The 17,346-nt window shown below is 73.2% G+C and carries 15 protein-coding genes; 6 read left to right on the forward strand and 9 right to left on the reverse strand.

Features of this window, described 5'->3' with window-relative positions; genetic code table 11:
- Positions 1-120: 120 nt before the first annotated feature.
- The 7 genes from ACH4ZA_RS19480 to ACH4ZA_RS19510 are packed head-to-tail and all read right to left on the reverse strand — an operon-like array spanning position 121 to position 6,373.
- Entirely contained in the window at positions 121-780 is a 660-nt protein-coding gene (locus ACH4ZA_RS19480) for a TetR/AcrR family transcriptional regulator (RefSeq protein ID WP_398430574.1), read from the reverse strand.
- 44 nt (positions 781-824) lie between these two features.
- On the reverse strand, positions 825-1,670 hold the full coding sequence (locus tag ACH4ZA_RS19485) for a fumarylacetoacetate hydrolase family protein (protein ID WP_398430575.1): 846 nt from the start codon (positions 1,668-1,670) through the stop codon (positions 825-827).
- Positions 1,671-1,680: 10 nt separating this feature from the next.
- Entirely contained in the window at positions 1,681-2,661 is a 981-nt protein-coding gene (locus ACH4ZA_RS19490) for a 3,4-dihydroxyphenylacetate 2,3-dioxygenase (protein ID WP_398430576.1), read from the reverse strand.
- Positions 2,654-4,120 carry an aldehyde dehydrogenase gene (locus ACH4ZA_RS19495; protein WP_398430577.1) on the reverse strand — a complete coding sequence of 489 codons (1,467 nt, stop codon included), beginning with the start codon at positions 4,118-4,120 and terminating at the stop codon, positions 2,654-2,656. Before ACH4ZA_RS19495 ends, ACH4ZA_RS19490 begins: the two co-directional genes overlap by 8 nt.
- Positions 4,121-4,153: 33 nt before the next feature.
- The gene (locus ACH4ZA_RS19500; RefSeq protein WP_398430578.1) at positions 4,154-4,960 is read right to left on the reverse strand and encodes an acetoacetate decarboxylase family protein; all 807 of its coding nucleotides are present in this window, start codon (positions 4,958-4,960) and stop codon (positions 4,154-4,156) included.
- An 11-nt stretch (positions 4,961-4,971) separates the two neighbouring features.
- A complete protein-coding gene (locus ACH4ZA_RS19505) occupies positions 4,972-6,180 on the reverse strand; it encodes an NAD(P)/FAD-dependent oxidoreductase (protein ID WP_398430579.1) in 1,209 nt (402 codons plus the stop codon).
- Positions 6,181-6,184: 4 nt separating this feature from the next.
- Entirely contained in the window at positions 6,185-6,373 is a 189-nt protein-coding gene (locus tag ACH4ZA_RS19510) for a ferredoxin (RefSeq protein ID WP_351679256.1), read from the reverse strand.
- Between the two features lie 413 nt (positions 6,374-6,786).
- Here ACH4ZA_RS19510 and ACH4ZA_RS19515 point away from each other — a divergent pair, with 413 nt between their 5' ends.
- Both ACH4ZA_RS19515 and ACH4ZA_RS19520 read left to right on the forward strand, forming a co-directional pair.
- Complete coding sequence (locus ACH4ZA_RS19515; protein ID WP_398430580.1) at positions 6,787-8,142, forward strand: glutamine synthetase family protein; 1,356 nt, start codon at positions 6,787-6,789, stop codon at positions 8,140-8,142.
- A gap of 99 nt (positions 8,143-8,241) precedes the next feature.
- A complete protein-coding gene (locus ACH4ZA_RS19520) occupies positions 8,242-9,555 on the forward strand; it encodes a cytochrome P450 (protein ID WP_398430582.1) in 1,314 nt (437 codons plus the stop codon).
- Between the two features lie 8 nt (positions 9,556-9,563).
- Here the strand turns inward: ACH4ZA_RS19520 and ACH4ZA_RS19525 are convergent, their stop codons facing one another.
- Complete coding sequence (locus tag ACH4ZA_RS19525; protein ID WP_398430584.1) at positions 9,564-11,783, reverse strand: SpoIIE family protein phosphatase; 2,220 nt, start codon at positions 11,781-11,783, stop codon at positions 9,564-9,566.
- Between the two features lie 151 nt (positions 11,784-11,934).
- On the opposite strand from ACH4ZA_RS19525, the gene ACH4ZA_RS19530 reads away from it, so the two are divergent.
- The 4 genes from ACH4ZA_RS19530 to ACH4ZA_RS19545 all read left to right on the forward strand — a co-directional run bounded on the left by ACH4ZA_RS19530 (position 11,935) and on the right by ACH4ZA_RS19545 (position 16,433).
- Entirely contained in the window at positions 11,935-13,365 is a 1,431-nt protein-coding gene (locus tag ACH4ZA_RS19530; RefSeq protein ID WP_398430585.1) for a HEAT repeat domain-containing protein, read from the forward strand.
- Between the two features lie 116 nt (positions 13,366-13,481).
- Positions 13,482-14,204: a hypothetical protein gene (locus ACH4ZA_RS19535; RefSeq protein ID WP_398430587.1), complete on the forward strand. Its 723-nt coding sequence runs from the start codon at positions 13,482-13,484 to the stop codon at positions 14,202-14,204.
- A gap of 268 nt (positions 14,205-14,472) precedes the next feature.
- Positions 14,473-15,180 (forward strand): sigma-70 family RNA polymerase sigma factor, encoded by a 708-nt coding sequence (locus ACH4ZA_RS19540; RefSeq protein WP_398430588.1) that lies wholly within the window; start codon positions 14,473-14,475, stop codon positions 15,178-15,180.
- A gap of 155 nt (positions 15,181-15,335) precedes the next feature.
- The gene (locus ACH4ZA_RS19545; protein ID WP_398430589.1) at positions 15,336-16,433 is read left to right on the forward strand and encodes a magnesium and cobalt transport protein CorA; all 1,098 of its coding nucleotides are present in this window, start codon (positions 15,336-15,338) and stop codon (positions 16,431-16,433) included.
- Positions 16,434-16,473: 40 nt separating this feature from the next.
- Here ACH4ZA_RS19545 and ACH4ZA_RS19550 read toward each other — a convergent pair whose 3' ends face one another.
- A complete protein-coding gene (locus ACH4ZA_RS19550) occupies positions 16,474-17,244 on the reverse strand; it encodes a methyltransferase domain-containing protein (RefSeq protein WP_398430590.1) in 771 nt (256 codons plus the stop codon).
- Between the last annotated feature and the right edge of the window lie 102 nt (positions 17,245-17,346).

A 17,346-nucleotide genomic window follows, 5' to 3' on the forward strand; every position in this document is an offset into this window, starting at 1 on the left:
GCACCCGACCGCCGACGCCGGTCCGGCGGCGCCGGGACGGGTGAACGTGCAGGTCGGACGGCCGGGCGTCAGAGGGCGGGCGTGATCAGAGGGCGGACGTGAGCAGAGGGCAGGGCGCGATCAGAGGGTCTGGCGCGGGGCGTCGCCGGGGCCTGCGGCGCGGCCCGGGCCGGCGGCCTCGCCGGACGCGGCCAGGAGCCTGAGCAGGGAGCGCAGCTGTTCCAGGGCGGCGTCCGTGACATCGGGCTCGCCGAGGACGAGCTGGTGCAGCACCAGCCCGTCGAGGGCGGCGAAGACCAGCCGGGCCAGCGCCTCGTCCGCGCCGGCGGGCAGCATCCGGCCCAGCTCGCGCCGGCTGGCGTCGAAGTACTCGTCGTACAGCTCGCGGATCTGCGGCAGCAGCTCGGGCCTGCGGCGGGACTCCAGCAGCAGTTCGTACTGGAAGGCCTGGGTGCCCGGGTCCGCCGTGACCATCTCGGAGAGTCCCGTCGAGAAGTCGTCGATCTCGCCGGTGCCCGGCTCCAGCGCGCTGCTGCTCAGCGAGGTGCGGATGGTGTGGGCGAGGGCCGCCTCGATCAGCGCGTCGCGGGAGCCGAAGTGGTGCACGACCAGACCGTGGGTGACCCCGGCCTCCTCGGCGACCGCCCGGTAGGTGAGCCTGCGCAGTCCGCCCCGCGCCACCACGCGCACGGCGGCGTTCAGCAGGGCCTCGCGGCCCTCGCCGTAGTGCAGGCGCTTGCGGGGCCGGCGGCCCGTCGGGGCGTCCGCGGAGTCGGTCATGCCGGTGACCCTACCCGCCGGTCCGGTGGCGGCCCTCGCGGGTGTCACCGCCGGGGCGGGCGGACGCCGCGGAACTCCCAGTCGCCGCCGAGCGCGGTGGACAGCACCTCCTCGGACTCCGTCGGCTGGGCGCCGACGTCGGCGCGGACGGCGGTCGGGCCGGTCACGATGTGGTTGGTGAGCCGCCCGAGGCCCTCGACCTCCACCTCGACGACGTCGCCCGGCCGCACGGGACGGGAGTTGGCCGGGGTGCCCGACAGCAGGACGTCGCCCGGGTACAGGGTGATGGTGCGCGCGATGTCGGCGACAAGGTAGTGCATGTCCCACTGCATCTCGTCGGTCGAACCGTCCTGCACGACCTCGCCGTTGACGTACGTGCGCAGCCGCTTGCCGTGGAAGTCCCAGTCGGTGACCAGCCCCGGCCCGAGCGGGCACAGGGTGTCGGAGCCCTTCACCCGGAGCATGGAGCCGGCGTCGGTGTCGCGGAAGTCGTGCAGACCGTAGTCGTTGGCGACGGTGTACCCCGCGATGAACGCCCCCGCCTCGGCGGGCGAGATGTTGCGCGCGGTCCTGCCGATCACGATGGCGACCTCGCCCTCGTAGTTGAGCCACTTGCAGCCCTCGGGGCGGACGATCGCGCCCCGGTGGGAGTTCAGGGAGGAGGTCGGCTTGTGGAAGTACGTGGGGGTGGCCGGCAGGTCGATCCCGAACTCGTCGACGCGGCTGCGGTGGTTGAGGTGGACGGCGATCACCTTCGACGGCACGACCGGCGGCAGGTGCTGCGCCTCCTCGGTCTTGACGCGACGGCCGTCGCCGGCGACGAGTTCGTCCCCGTCGACGGTGACCTGGACGGCGGCGCCGTCCAGCAGGATGCGGCGGTACTCGGGCATGGCGGGGCTCCTAGGGGCGGCTGTGCGGGGCGCGGCTGGGCGCGGGACGACTGGTCGGGAGGCTGTCGGGCGGGGTGTGCGCGGGGCCGGCCGCGGCCGCCCCCGCTCCGGTCCAGCCGTCGGACGGGCGGTCGAACCAGAGATGCACCTGGCCGGTGCCGATCGAGTTCTCGTACTCGCCGTACTGGCGGGCGGTCGCGACGCAGGCCTGCTCGCCGAGGGCGCCGGCCATCATCAGGTAGTGGAAGAACTTCGCCTCCGGCCGGTACTTCCAGAACTCGTCCATCGTGTCGAGGACCTTGTCGTGGCGGCCTTCCTTGAACCAGGCGATGCGCTCGTGGTCGGCCTCGCGCGCCGCGGGCGTGAAGATGTGCGCCGGGTCGCTGGACTCGTGGTCGCGCAGTTCGCGCAGCGGCCAGAAGGTGTGCGAGAGGGCGCCGGACGCGATGATCAGGACACGGCGGCCGGGGGTGGCGGCGATGCCGTCGGCCAGCGCGCGGCCGAGCCGCAGATGGTCCTCCATGTCACCGGTCTGGCAGACCCCGACGGTCACCCACCGCTTGTCGGGCAGCCCCTCGCCGAGGTACTTCCACAGGTTGATCGTGGCGTAGTAGACCGGCAGGTGTTCGTCGTCGATCGCGGTGATCCAGGTGCCGTGCCGATCCGCGAACTTCTCGATGTTCTGGGCGAGTTCGGGGTCGCCGGGATAGTCGTACGGCATCCGGCACATGCCGCGCGGCAGTTCCTCGGAGGTGAACAGCCCGGCGCGCCGCCGCTGGGCGGTGACGACGAACTCGACGGTCGTCGCCCAGTGCGAGTCGAGGACGACGACGGTGTCGTAGTCGTCGCGGGCGAAGACGTCCTCGCGCAGTTGTCGCAGCCCGGTGACGAGGGTGATCTCCCTGCCCTCGTTGAGCTCCCGCCGTTGCTCCTCGGGGAGCACGATGGTGGGGACGTGGGCGAGCAGGCCCGCCCCGACGATCTCACCCATGGTCCCGGCTCCATCCGTTCGGCGCGGTCACGGTGTTCTTCAGGTCGCAGTAGAAGTCGAAGCTCCAGGAGCCGCCCTCCCGGCCGACCCCGGACTGACGGGCGCCGCCGAAGGGGGCGCGCAGGTCGCGCACGAAGAAGCAGTTGACCCAGACGGTGCCCGCGACCAGCCGGGCCGTGACGCGTTCGGCGCGCTCACGGTCGCCGGTGGCGAGGGTGGCCGCCAGGCCGAAGCGGGTGTCGTTGGCGAGCCGGACGGCTTCGTCCTCGGTGCTGAAGGTCTGCAGCGTCAGGACGGGTCCGAAGACCTCCTCCTGGACGATCTCCGAGTCCTGGGCGACGTCGGTGAGCAGGGTCGGCGCGTAGTACCTGTCTCCCTCGCGGCGCCCGCCGACGACCGCGCGCGCCCCGGCCGCGACGGCCCGCTGCACGAACCCGTCGATCTTCTCCAGCTGGCGGGGATGGATGGTCGGTCCGACGTCGGTGGCCTCGTCGCGGGGGTCGCCCTGCGTGAGCTGCCCGGCCTTCTCGACGAACCGCCGGGTGAACTCCTCGGCGACCGATGCCTCGACCAGGAACCGGGTGGCCGCGAGACAGACCTGGCCGGCGTTGTCGTACTGCTCGACCGCCAGGTCCACGGCGAGGTCGAGGTCGGCGTCGGCGAACACCAGCAGCGGTGACTTGCCGCCGAGTTCGAGGCTGAGCGGGGTGAGGTGGGCGGCGGCCGACGCGGCGATCCGCCGGGCCGTCGGGACGGAGCCGGTGAAGCTGATGCGGCGGACGTCCGGGTGGGAGGTGAGCGCGTCGCCGATCTCGGAGCCGTAGCCCTGGACCACGTTCAGCACCCCGGCGGGCAGCCCCGCCTCGGCGGCGATGTCCGCGAGCAGCGACGCGGTCAGCGGGGACCACTCGGCGGGCTTGAGGACCACGGTGTTGCCGGCGGCGAGAGCCGGGGCGACCTTCCAGGTGGCGAGCATGAGCGGGGCGTTCCACGGGGTGATCAGCACACTCGGGCCCGCCGGGTCCCAGGAGACGTGGTTGGCGTGGCCCCGGGTGTCGAAGTCCTCGTGCTCCAGCTTCAGCAGCCAGTCGGCGAAGAAGCGGAAGTTGTGCGCCACCCGGGGCATCACGCCGCGGCGGTGCGAGCGCAGCAGGGCCCCGTTGTCGGTGGTCTCGACGATCGCCAGTTCCTCGAGCCGCTTCTCCACGCCGTCGGCGACGGCGTGCAGGATGCGGGCGCGTTCGGCGCGCGGTGTGGCCGCCCAGGCGGGGAAGGCGGCCTTGGCGGCGGCCACGGCGGCGGCGGCCTCCACCGGGGTGCCGCGCGCGATCTCCCCGATCGCGCGGCCGTCGATGGGCGAGATGTCGGTGAACGTCTCGGCGGAGGCGACGCGTTCACCGCCGATCCAGTGCCGTGCGTCGACGGTGACCCCGGCCACCGTGAGGGTGTGCTCGATCATGCCGGTCTCCAAGTTCTGTGATGCGTGAGGGGGTTACTCGGCGCCGGACATGCCGGACTCCAGGAGCCGGCCGCCGTCCCAGACGACGCCGACCTGCCGGTGGTAGGCGGCGATCGGCTCGTGGATCTCCAGCCGCGCCAGCTCCTCGGTGGGCGCCTCGAACAGCTCCAGTTCGGCGTCGCCGACCCATGCGGGGCCCGCCTCGAAGGAGGCCGCACCGGTCTCGATCAGCTCGTCGAGCGCCGGCCCCTTCCCCTTCTCGATGGAGGGCAGCCAGCGGTGATGCGCCATGGGGTGCGCGTTGACGAACCCGTTCGTCTGCGACGGCTCGCGCAGCGTCACCACGGCCTGGGCGAGCCGCCGGTCCGCCGCGGCCAGCGTCGCCCCGAACCGGGCCCCGGCCGCGATGCGCGGAGCGGGGCCGTAGGGGTGCGGGCGGGTCTGGTGGATCGAGCCGAGCTTCTTCGGGTAGCCCTGGTGCAGCCCGCGGGCGATGGCGAAGTCCTTGTCGACCCAGATGTAGACGCACCGCGAGTAGGTCTGCCCCCGGTAGGAGCAGCGGACGACCGCGAACGCCTCCTTGTACTGGGAGAGCACCGGGTCGAGCAGTTCGTCGCCGGAGGCGGAGCAGGACTGCCAGTCGGCCCAGATCAACGCCACCGCGCCGGGGTCCTCGTCGGCGAGTTCCAGCGGCTCGGGGAGGAGTTCGCGCACCCGGGCCGGATCGGTCCGGTACTCGACGGTGAGCAGGTCGCCGGAGTAGCGCCACGGCGGCGACGGGATCAGCGACGAGGCGCCGCTCGCGGTCTTGGGGTGGAAGTAACCACGGACAGGGGACATGACGGGCTTCCTCAGGGGGTGAGAGCGGGCGACTTCAGCAACTGGGCGCGATAGCGGGCGGCGGCCGTCGCGACGGCCGGACCGCCCAGGGCGACGACGCCCACCAGCCGGCCGCCGGTGTGGTACCCGACCAGGACGTCGCCCTCCGGGTCGCCCTCCAGGACGCGCACGTCGTCCGTGCCGAGGACGGGCGCCCCGAAGGACTGCAGCCGGAAGTCGTGCTGGTCGCTCCAGAAGGTGGGCAGCGGAGCGAAGGGGCCGGGCGTGGCGCCGGCGCCGGTGAGCCCGGCGACCAGGGTCTTCGCGGCATGCCTGGCGGTGTCGGTCGGGATCGACCAGTGCTCGACGCGGCGGGACACACCGTCGTAACGGGCGTTGGGGAACCGGGCCACGTCGCCGACGGCGACCACGTCGGGCCGGCCGCCGACCCGCAGCAGCTCGTCGGTGAGGACGCCGTCGGCGAGGTCGAGGCCGTTGCCGTCGAGCCATTCCACGTTGGCGACCGAGCCGACCGACTCGACCACCACGTCGGCGGGCAGCACGCGGCCGTCGCCGAGGACGACGCCGGTCACCCGCTCCCCGCCCCGGAACCCGGCCACACCCGTGCCCAGCGCGAAGCGCACCCCGCGCTCCTCGTGCCGCTTCAGCAGCGCGCGGCCGAGCAGCTCGCCCAGCGGGCCGGCCATGGGCAGGGGCAGCGGGTCGACGACGGTCACCTCGGTCACGCCGAGACGGACGGCGGTGGCGGCGACCTCGCAGCCGATGAATCCCGCGCCGACGACGACCAGCCGGACGCCGGGCCGGGTCAGCTCCTCCCGCAGGCCCTGCGCGTCGTCCAGGGTGCGGACGGTGTGCCGGCCGGCGAGCGGCCCGGGGCAGCGCAACCGTCGCGGCCGCATCCCGGTGGCGACGACCAGCCCGTCGTAGGACAGCGTGCGGCCGTCGTCGAGGGCGACGGTGCGCTCGTCGAGCCGGGCGGCGACGACCCGCGTGCCGAGCCGCCACTCCACGTCGGCCGCGGACGCCTTGGGGGTGAAGGCCAGCGACGCGAACGGCGCCTTGCCCGCCAGCACGTCCTTGGACAGCGGGGGCCGGTTGTAGGGCATGTGGGGCTCGTCGCCGAGGACGGTGACGGCCCCGGTCCAGCCCGCCGCGCGCAGCTGCTCGGCGGCGCGCAGTCCGCCCATCGAGCCGCCGGCGACGACGATCGTCCCGGTCATGGACTCAGGCCTCGATCCGGATGGCCTGCAGCGGGCAGACGTCGGCGGCTTCCTCGACCTCGTCGCGCAGCGCGTCGTCGGGGTCGGGGACGTAGGCGAGCCGTCCGTCGTCGTCCAGCGAGAAGACGTCCGGGGCGGCGAAGACGCACTGGCCGTGGTCCTGGCACTTGTTCATGTCGACGACGACCTTCATGGAGGTCCTCCTGAGGGGTGAGCGCGTCGGAGCGGAGGGGGAGGAGGTTGCGAAAGACGGAGACGGGGAGACGGAAGGGCCCGGCCCGGTGACAGCCGGACGGGCGTCCGGCCAGGGCCGGGCCCCGGTGCCACAGGGCGGCGGGGGTACCGTCGCCCTGACTCGTTTGGCGTCAAACAACATAGGAAGCCGTCGCCCCCTGGTCAATACCTGTCCAGATGGATAAATTTTTTGCGAGACCCCCTTGCGGGCCGCGACTCCCTTCCTTACCGTTCGGGATCAAACGAACGGCTCCAGGGGTTCGCCCGGGACCGTCCTCCCGCTCCCTCCCGGCCCCGGACCCGCCGCCCGCGCGCCTCCCCGTCCGGCCGACGCCCCCCGGGGGAGCCCGCCTTTCCGCCTAGGAGAACCCGGTGAGCGCATCCGACAGCCCAGACATCCGCCGGCACATGGAGCGGCTCGCCGCCGAGGGTGTCGACGTGGTCCGGGTCCAGTACCCCGACCTGATGGGGACCGACCGCGCCCGTGACGTCCTGCTGGACCACCTGCCCTCGGCCGCCGAGCACGGCCTCGCCTTCTGCCGCGCCGTCTACCACACCACCCCCCAGGGCGACGTGGTCCCCGTGCCGGGCGGCCTCGACGCCGGACTGCCGGACGTCTGCGTACGCCCCGACCTGTCCACCGCCGTCCCGCTGCCCTGGGAACCCGGCGTCGCCGCCTGCCTGGGCGAGGTCAGCGACCCCGCGACCGGGGAACCGGCCGCCGAATCCCCGCGCGACCTGCTGCGCACCGTGCTGGCCCGCTGCGCCGAGCACGGACTGCGGCCCGTCGTCGGCCCCGAACTCGAGTACTTCCTCCTCGAACCGGCCCCCGGCACGCCCACCGGATGGCGCCGCGCCCCGGAGACGACCGGCGCCGTCTACACCGCCGGCCTGCGCGCCGACCCCGGCAACCATCTGCTGCGCACCCTGCGCCTGCTGCGCGACCTCGGCCTGGGCGTCACCAACGGCAACCACGAGTTCGACGGCGGCCAGATCGAGATCAACCTGACCCACTCCGACGCCCTGGACGCGGCCGACCGCGCCTTCCGCTTCAAGGCCGCGGTCAAGGAACTGGCCCGCAAGGAGGGCAAGCTGGCCACCTTCATGGCCAAGCCCTTCGGCGACGCGGGAGGCTCCGGCTTCCATCTGCACCTGTCCTGCGACGACGCCGAAGGCCGCAACGCCTTCGACGACCCGTCCGGCGCATACGGCCTCTCGGCCACGGCACGGCACGCCGTCGCGGGCATCCTGGCCCACGCCCCGGCGCTCGCGGCGCTGGCCAACCCCACCGTGAACTCGTACAAGCGCTTCGGCCCCGACACCCTCGCGCCGTGGCTGATCGACTGGGGGCTCGACAACCGCAGCGCCATGGTCCGCATCCCGCCGGAGCGCGGCAGCGGCGCCCGGCTCGAACTGCGTCTCGGCGACGCCGGCGCCAACCCCTACCTGCTCGTCGCGGGCACGATCGCGGCCGCCCTGCTCGGCGTCCGGGCGGGCGAGGAGCCGGCCGCCCCGCTGGAGGGCTACGGGTACGACACCGCACGCTCCGCCGCGCTGCCCACGAGCCTGCCGGCGGCGCTCGACGCGCTGGAGGCGGACACCGACCTCACCGACCTCCTCGGCAAGGACTTCACCGCCTCCTTCCTCACCTACAAGCGCAACGAGGCCGAACGCTTCGGCCGGCACGTCACCGACTGGGAGTTCACCGAGTACGCCTACCACCTCTGAACCGGACGGACCGCCCCGCGTCCCCGCCCGTCCCGCCCCGCCCGCCGCTCCGTTCGGCATCCCCGCCCGCTCCGTTCCGCCCCGCACAGGAGATCACCGATGAACAGCCCCACCGCCGCCGCCCCGACCAGCCGGGCCGAGCTGCGCGCCGCCCTCGACGAGCCCCTGCCGCTGGACCGGGTGGACCTCGCCGACCTCGACAACTTCGCCGACGGCGTCACCCCGTGGCGGATGTTCCACACCCTGCGCCACCAGGACCCGGTCCACTGGCAGCCCGAGGAGGCCCCCAACTCAGGCTTCTGGGCGGTCACCCGGCACGCCGACATCGCCCGCGTCGACCGCGACGCCGACACCTTCACCTCCACCCGCTTCGTCAACCTGGAGGAGGTCGACGAGGACCAGATCAAGAAGCGCGCCTCGATCCTGGAGATGGACGGCGTCCGCCACCGCGCCCTGCGCAGCGTCATCCAGCGCCAGTTCGGCGCCGGCGTCATCAACAGCTACAGCGACTTCCTGCGCGGCCTGACCGCGAAGACCCTGGACGCGGCCCTGGCCAAGGGCTCCTTCGACTTCGTCGCCGACGTCTCCGCCGACTTCCCCATCAACGTGCTCGCCCGGCTCCTCGACGTGCCGCCGGAGGACAACCAGCAGCTCATCGACTGGGGCAACCGCATCATCGGCAACACCGACCCGGATTACGCCGACGTGCTCCTGCACAGCGAGGAGAGCGAGAAGTACCGCGACCTGCCGTTCCGTTCGCCCGCCTCGCTCGAGGTCTTCGAGTACGGCCGCGAGCTGGCCCGGCAGCGGCGCGGCGGCGACGGCCAGGACCTGGTGTCCAAGCTCGTCAACACCGTCCCGCGCGACGGAGTCCCGCTGTCGGCACAGGACTTCGACAACTACTTCCTGCTGCTGGTGGTGGCCGGGAACGAGACCACCCGCCACACCATCTCCCACTCCATGCTGGCCCTGCTCCAGCATCCCGACCAGCTCGCCAGGCTGCGCGACGACCCCTCGCTGATCCCGACGGCGGTCGAGGAGTTCCTGCGCTGGGCCTCCCCGGTGTACCACTTCCGCCGCACCGCCACCCGGGACGTCGAACTCGGCGGCAAGCAGGTCAGGGAGGGCGACAAGGTCGTCATGTGGTACGCCTCCGGCAACCGCGACGAGGCCGTCTTCGGCGACCCCTACGACTTCGACGTGGCCCGGCCGCACAACGACCACGTCACCTTCGGCAAGGGCAGCCCCCACCTGTGCCTGGGCAACCTGCTCGCCCGCACCGAGATCCGCATCATGTTCGAGGAGCTCGTCCCGCGGATCGCCGACATCCGGCTGGCCGGCGACGTCCCCCGGGTCCGCTCCAACTTCGTCAACGGCATCAAGAAGCTGCCGGTCGAGGTCACCCTGGCCTGAGCACGGAGTCAGGGCCGCCCGGTGGGGCGGATGAGCAGCAGGGCGATGTCGTCGCTGCGGGGCGCGGAGCGACGGGCGTGCTGGATGAGCGCGTCGGCGAGGGCGTCCAGGGTGCCCGGCCCGGCCCGCTCCAGCTGGCGGGCGAGGGCGTCGACGGCGTCGTCGAGATCCACCCCGGGCGCCTCGACGAGCCCGTCGGTGTAGAAGGCCAGCACCGAGCCGGGCGGCAGCGCGACCTCGGTGGACGAGTAGGACACGTCGGGATCGATGCCCAGCAGCAGCCCCGGCGGCAGCCGCAGGATCTCCACGCCGCCGTCGGGACGGCGCAGCAGCGGGGGCGGGTGCCCGGCGGTGGCCAGGCACGCGCGCTGCTCCATGAGATCGATCTGGGCGTAGAGACAACTGGTGAACAGTCCGGGGTCGAGATCGGTGAGCAGCCGGTTGGTGCGGGCGAGAACCTCGTCCGGGGGCGCGCCCGCCGTGGCGTGGACGGCGGTGCGGACCTGCCCCATCAGGGCGGCGGCCGTCATGTTGTGACCCTGGACGTCGCCGATGGCCGCGGCGGCGGTGGTGGCGTCGAGGCGGATCAGGTCGTAGAAGTCGCCGCCGACGTCCATGCCGCGGGTGGCGGGGAGATAGCGGGCGGCCACCTCCAGGCCGGGGACGTCGGGCAGCGCGTGGGGCAGCAGGGCGGCCTGGAGGTCGTGGGCGAGCTGGTGCTTGGTGTCGTACAGGCGGGCGCGGTCGAGGGCCTGCGCGATCAGTCCGGCGGTGGAGGTGAGGACGGCGCGTTCCTCGGGGGCGAAGACGCGGGGCCGGCGGTAGGCGAGCACCAGGGAACCGACCGGGTGGCCGGAGGTGATCAGCGGCAGGAAGGCCCAGGCTCCCATGCCGTCCTGCAGCACCGCGGGCGGATAGGCGCGCTTGAGCTCGGCGAAGTCGCCGAAGAAGGCGGGCACGCCCGTCGCCAGGGTGCGCACCGCCGGGGTGGCGGAGGTGAGCGGTTCGGCGTCGAAGCGCTCCATGATGTCCGCGGGGTAGCCCCGGGAGCCGATGATTTGCAGCCGGCCGTCCTCGGCCGTCATCAGTGCGAGCGCCCTCGCGCCGAAGGCCGGCAGCACCTGGTCGGCGACCTGGTCGACGACGTCCCGCACACCGACCGCCTCGGTGAGCGTGGCCGCCAGATGCATCAGGTGGTACAGGGTGGCGGCCCGCCCTGGAGCGCCGGTGGACGCGACGCCGTCCGCCGACACCTCGTCCGCCGACACCTCGTCCGACGGCGCCTCCTCCGAGGCGACCCCGCCCGGCGCGACCCCTCTGGGCCGGGACGGGACGGCGGACGCCGCGTGGGCGTGGGCCGAGTGGGTGGGCGTGATGTGCACGCTGACGCCCGAGGCGTCCGGGGTGAGCCGGAACGACAGCCACCGGTCGGGAGGGCGCAGGGCGGTGAAGGACACCGGCTCCCTGCTGAGCACGGTCGCCCGGTAGCTGTCCTCGGCGATCGGCTCGTCCAGCCAGGGCAGGGCCTCCCACGGCTTCCGGCCGAGCAGGCCCTCGACATCGGCGCCGAGCAGTTCGGCGGCCCCGGTGCTGACGAAGGCGATACGGCCGTCCACGCCCAGTGAGCAGCAGCCGCCGGGGATGCGCTCGACGAAGTCGACGGCCGCCTGCGCCTCGGCGGGTCCCGTGACGCGGGCGCGCAGCGGCGGCAGCATCAGCGGTTCCGCCCCGGGCCGCACGGGCCGCCCGTCCTCGGCGGCGTGCCGCAGGATCAGTCCCAGCCGGTGGCACGCCCCGGTGATGGCCTCCCGTTCCTGCGGGCTCAGCTCCGGCGGGTGCGAGGCGGGCCAGTGCAGCACCAGCCCGCCCCAGGTGTCGGCGCCGGTGGCCACCACGGCGGCGGCCAGCGCGAAGCGGTACGGCACGACGAGCGCCAGTCGCGGGTAGCGGCGCGCCATCTCCTCCTGCCCGCCCACCCACACCAGGCGCCGCTCCCGGACGGCGTCGGAGACCGGTGAGACGGTGTTCAGGGCCACCCGCGCCCACGGCATGGAGATCTCCCACGGGGTACCGCCCAGCGCGGCCAGCCGCAGGACCGGCTCGTCCTCCCGCAGCAGATAGACGGCTGCGACGGAGGCGCCGGTGCGCCGCGCGAGATCGACCAGCACCGGCTCCAGCAGCTCCGGACCGGAGCCGGCACGGCGGTCTTGGGCGGCGGCGTCCGCCACGTTCTCACCTTCCCCAAAACGCAGGGCCAGGGAGCGCGGTCAGAAGTGACTCCCTCACCATCGGACCCTACGCCCCCTGCGCGCGCCGGTCTCGCAGTACGCGAGCCGAGTGGCGGCATCGATGTCAGTGCCCGGGTATACCGTCCCCGTCGTGGACCGAGACTCACTGATCGAAAGGCTCTCCGGCTCCTGGGAGGAGACCCGGTCCGCCCGGGACGCCCTCGTGGAACGAGGCGCCGAAGCCGTGGCGCCCGTGCTGGAGGCGCTGTGCGACGAGCAGTCGCCCGTGGACTGGACCGTTTCCGCCGACGTGCTGTGCCGGATCGGCGAGCCCGCGCTGGCCCCGCTGGCGTCGGCTCTCGCCCGGGCCTCCTCGGCCGGCTCCCGCGAAACGGCCCGCAGGGCCGGCTGGGCGCTCGGGCGCCTGAAGGTCGCGGGCCCGGGGGCGTACGTACCGCTGCTGAGCCACCCGCATCCCAGGGTCCGCGAGGACGCGCTGTTCGCCTTCCAGTGTCAGAAGGAAGCGGCGCTGGAGTTCACCGATCAGCTTCTCCCGCTGCTGGGGGATCCGCAGCACAGTGTCCGGCAGCGAGCCGTATGGGCGTTCGTGGCCGTCGGCGGCGGAGCCGTGCCCGCACTGCGGCGGGTGCGCCGAGATCCCGCGCCCGGACCGCGGCTGAGGGCCGGCGCGCTGGAGGCGCTCGCGGCCGTCGGCGGTCCGGCCGCGCTGGAGGCGGGGGACCTGGCCGCATGGCGACGGTTGACGAGGATCAGGCGGAGCGCGGAGGTCCCGGAGGCCATGCACCTGTGCGGGTCCTGGTACGCGGTGCCGAGCGCCGATCAGAGCGCGGTGCTGGACGCCTTCGATCTGGGAGCCGCCGAACCGGTCACCCTGCGCACCGGGGCGGCCGCCTGGAACCACGACAGCCACGACTGGCGGTCCGGCGGCGGACACGCCGGCTGCGCCCGGGTGTTCGTCAGCCCGGCGCTGGACGGCTGGACGCTCGTCTTCGGCGACCCGTCCGAGGACGCCCACCGCATGGCGGACGCCGACGAGGCCCTGCGCGACGAGGTCCGCGAACGCGTGGTGCGCGAGCGGTGCGCGGAGCTCGGCAAGCGGTTCGGGGCGGCGCACTGGTATGGGATGAGCTGCGGGGACGACTGGACCGCCTGGTGCATCGCCGAGGGCGGCGAGGTGGTGCGCTACTACGACGCCTTCGACGCGGCCGAGGGCGACGAGGACGCGGACGGTGTCGACGCGGAGCCGGTGGGCGGCGCCGGCGACGGGCGAGCGGCCCACCCGGCCGAGGCCGGGTATCTGTTGCCCCATCAGGACGGCTTTCCCGACGATGCCTTCGACGGAGTGGACCTCTCGGACAGCGAGGCGTTCCAGGCCCGATACCGCCAGGTGAAGGAGGAACTCGCCGTCCCCGACACATGTTACGCCGTCGACGTGGCGCGCAGGCTGTCGGTCGACCCCGGCTCCCTCGGAGCGGAGACGGCCGTCAGCGGGCACGGGGTGCTCGCACTGACCGCGTGCGGCCGCCGGCACGGCCATCCGGCAGGGGCGCTTCCGGTCTGAGGCATCGCCTCATGTCGCTGTGTCCTGTATCACTCTTCTCGGAGTGAGTGACGGGCCGGGGTGCTGTGCGTACCCACCCGTGACGAGCGGAGCCCGGATGCGAGGATGAGGCCGTCATGACTGCTGGGTGGGGTGCGCGCACGGTACGCGCCGCGGTGTTCGCGGCCGTCTGTGTGCTGCTCGCTGCTCTCGGACACGTACTCATGTCGGGCGGCGCCGTGCCGTGGTGGACGATGTCCGCCGGTTTCGCCGCGACGAGCGGCGTCGGCTGGACGCTCGCGGGCCGGGAGCGCGGACTCCCGCTGGTGGTGTCCGTCGTGGTCGTCGCACAGGGGGCGCTCCACTCGGCCTTCTCCTGGAGCCGTTCGGCGGCGCCGGCGTCCCTGGACGTCTCCACGGCGCAGGACATGAGCGTCCCGTCGACGGGGTCGATGTCCGCGGGTTCGATGTCCATGGACGCGATGGACATGGGCTCGATGGCTTCCATGGGCGCCATGGGTTCCGGGCACATGGGTCACGCGGCGCAAGCCGAGCACCTCGGTCACCTGGTTCACGGCGCCGGCGGCATGTCGTCGCTGGGCATGCTCGCCGCCCACACGCTGGCCGCCCTGCTGACCGGTCTGTGGCTGGGGCACGGTGAGCGGGCCGCGTTCCGGCTCCTGCGCGCCGTGGCCGGACGCCTTGCCGCTCCGCTGTTCCTGCCGCTCGCGGCCCTGCCCGTGCCACCGCGCCGGCCCCGCCTGCGGCCGGCGCGCGAACGCGCCGAGCGGATCACGCGGCTGACGCTCACGCACACGATCATCTCTCGGGGGCCTCCGGCCGGGACCGCTGTCGTCTGAGACAGCCGGTTTCCCGAACCGCCTTGCCGGCCCGCGTCCGTCGCGGCCGCCGGCTCCGAGGCTTCGGGCACGGGACGTGCACAGGTCGTACGTCCCCATCCCCTCCCGTCCCGGGACCTTCCGCGGCGGCGGACCCCGCCCACCATCCCGTGCACCATCCCGCACACCCGTCCGGGCGCCCGCCCGGGCGTCGTGCCGTGCGTGCTGGGCCGTGCCGTGCTGGGCCGCGTCGCGTCGATCGTCCCGGACCACTCGAGAAGGACATCAGGTGATCACTCCTGTCCTCCCCCTGTCGTCCGAGCAGCGCGACACAGGGCGAACGGCAGCCGGTCGGCGGCCCACGACGACGTCGCCCGACGACGCGGCCACCGGCTGGGCGCTCGCCGCCCGCACCGGCGACCCCGACGCCGTCGACCGGTTCGTACGGGCCCTGCATCCCGACGTCGTCCGCTACGTCACGTACCTCTCGGCCGACCGCCAACTGGCCGACGACCTCGCGCAGGACACGTTCCTGCGGGCGCTCGGCAGCCTGCACCGGTTCGAGGGGCGCTCGTCGGCGCGCACCTGGCTGCTGGCCATCGCGCGCCGCACGGTCGTCGACAGCCTGCGGCACGCCGCCGCCCGGCCGAGGCGGGCCGACGTGGACGACTGGACGCTCTCGGCCGAACGCGCACAGCCCGGCGGCCTGCCCGGCTTCGACGACGGCGTGGCGCTGCTCGACCTGCTCGACACGCTGCCCGCCGAGCGCAGGGAGGCGTTCGTCCTCACGCAGTTGGCGGGCCTGCCCTATACCGAGGCCGCCGAGGCCGGCGGGTGCCCCGTCGGGACGATCCGCTCACGGGTGGCCCGGGCCCGCGCGACCCTCCTCGGCCTCCTCGAGGAAGCGGAGGAGGCCTCGGGGGCCGCGGGGGGCTCAGCGGCCTCAGCTGCCGCGGCCGGGCAGGCCGCCCGGGTCGTGGCCGCCGTCGCCGCCTGAGGGGAAGTCCCGTCCTGCCCGGCGCCGCGAGCGCCGGGCAGGACGCCGGAGCCTCCGTGCGCCGTCCGGGGACCGGGGTGTTCCGGCGGGTCCGGTTCACGTCCGGCTCATGGGTGTTTGGCACACTGTCCGGACCCCGGTGAAAGAGGTCCCGCATGTCGATGGTCGGCCACCTGCGCAAAGTCGCGAACCTGGCGCGGCGCAGCCGACGGCGCGTGGACCTCAGCCATCCGGCCCGCTCGCCGCTCGGCTCGACGGTCGTCAACTGCGTCGTCTACCGCGACGGAGTCCGTCGACCGGCGACCGACTCCGTGGACGAGGCGGTGCGGTACGCCCGCAAGCACCGGGGCGCATTCGTCTGGCTGGGGCTGCACGAGCCGAGCGTGGAGGAGTTCGCCGGAGCCGCGGAGCTCTTCGGACTGCATCCGCTCGCCGCCGAGGACGCCGTCCACGCCCGCCAGCGCCCCAAGGTCGAGCAGTACGGCGACGTCCTGTTCGCCGTGTTCAACACCGTGACCTATGTCGAGCACGCCGAACTGACCGCGACCAGCGAGGTCGTCGACACCGGGTCGATCATGGTCTTCACCGGCCCCGACTTCGTCGTCACCGTGCGCCACGGCCGGCACGGCTCCCTCGGGCCCCTGCGGGAGGACCTGGAGGCGGATCCGCAGCAACTGGCCAAGGGCCCCTCCGCGATCCTGCACGCCGTCGCCGACCACGTCGTCGACGACTACGTCACCGTCGCGGACGCGGTGCAGGGCGACATCGAGCAGGCCGAGACCGACGTGTTCTCCCCGCTCAGCCCGCGAACCGCCGACGCCGGCCGGATCTACCAGCTCAAACGCGAACTCCTCGAGTTCAAGCGCGCCGTCGTCCCGCTCACCCGCCCCCTCGACCGGCTCGCCACCGAGCCGAGGAGCTGCGTCGACCCGGAGATACAGACGTACTTCCGCAACGTCGCCGGCCATCTCCTGCGCGTCACCGAGCAGATCGCCGCGTTCGACGCCCTGCTCGACTCCATCCTGCAGGCCCACCTGGCGCAGGTCACCGTCGCCCAGAACGAGGACATGCGCAAGATCACCGCCTGGGCCGCGATCATCGCGGTACCCACCATGGTGTGCGGTGTGTACGGCATGAACTTCGACCACATGCCCGAGCTGCGCTGGCGCTTCGGCTACCCCCTCGCGCTCGCCGTCATGGCCGCGGCCTGTGTCGTCATCCACCGCGGCTTCAAACGCAACGGCTGGCTCTAGAAGGCTTGTCGCCCCCACCGCCGCGCCGAACGCGGACGGGTCACTCCGCCTTGCGGAAGACGAGCACCTCCGTGGAGGCGACGCCCAGGGGCGCGGTGAAGGCCGCCTCCAGGCTGCAGCCGAGCGACGCGAAGAGGTCCACGCACATGGTGCGGGGCAGGGCGGCCGGAAAGGAGCCGTGCCCCGTCCCGCCTTCCGTCGCCCAGGTGCGCACCGCGGCCGGGTCCAGGCAGGTCTCGGTCATCACGTCGAAGACGATCCGGCCGCCGGGCCGCGTGACCCGTGCCATCTCGAAGAAGTAGCGGACGGCGCAGAGGAAGGTCACGGTGTTGAAGACCTTGTGCGCCTGAACGAGGTCGACGCTGCCGTCGGGAGTCGGCGCGAGACTGGACCCCTCGGTCGGCCGGGCGATCACGCCGAACGTGTTCACCAGGTACTCGGCCCAGGGCTGCGCCGTCTCGTAGATCTCGTAGCGGTCCGGCGAACACTCCTTCAGCGTCTTCTCCAGGTACCGTCCGGAGCCGGGGCCGATCTCCAGCACCGTCTTCGGGCCGGCGGCGAAGACGCCGAGAGCGCGCAGTTCGTCGATGGTGGACTGGGTCGCCCCGGGTGTCCCGTTCATCACCGCGTCGATGTGGTCGCCGACCGACAGACCCGACGCCCGTGCGGCCCGCATCGTCGCCTCGAAGGGGATGAAGTCGTCGACGCCCCCCAGGTTGTTGCTGCTGCGCACGATGTCGAATCCCGTGCGGCTCAACAGCCGCCTGGCCCCGGACTTCCATGCCGACGTGCCCTTGCCTGCTGCGCTCATCAGGCATCTCCCCAGGTCGTTGCCACCCTCGCGGTCAGCATAGGATTTTCGGACTCCGGTGCGCAGCAAGACGGCGAATTAGCCCATTCGGCGAGATACCGC

It is taken from the genome of Streptomyces sp. NPDC020597 (genome assembly GCF_044335095.1).
Lineage (GTDB): Bacteria > Actinomycetota > Actinomycetes > Streptomycetales > Streptomycetaceae > Streptomyces.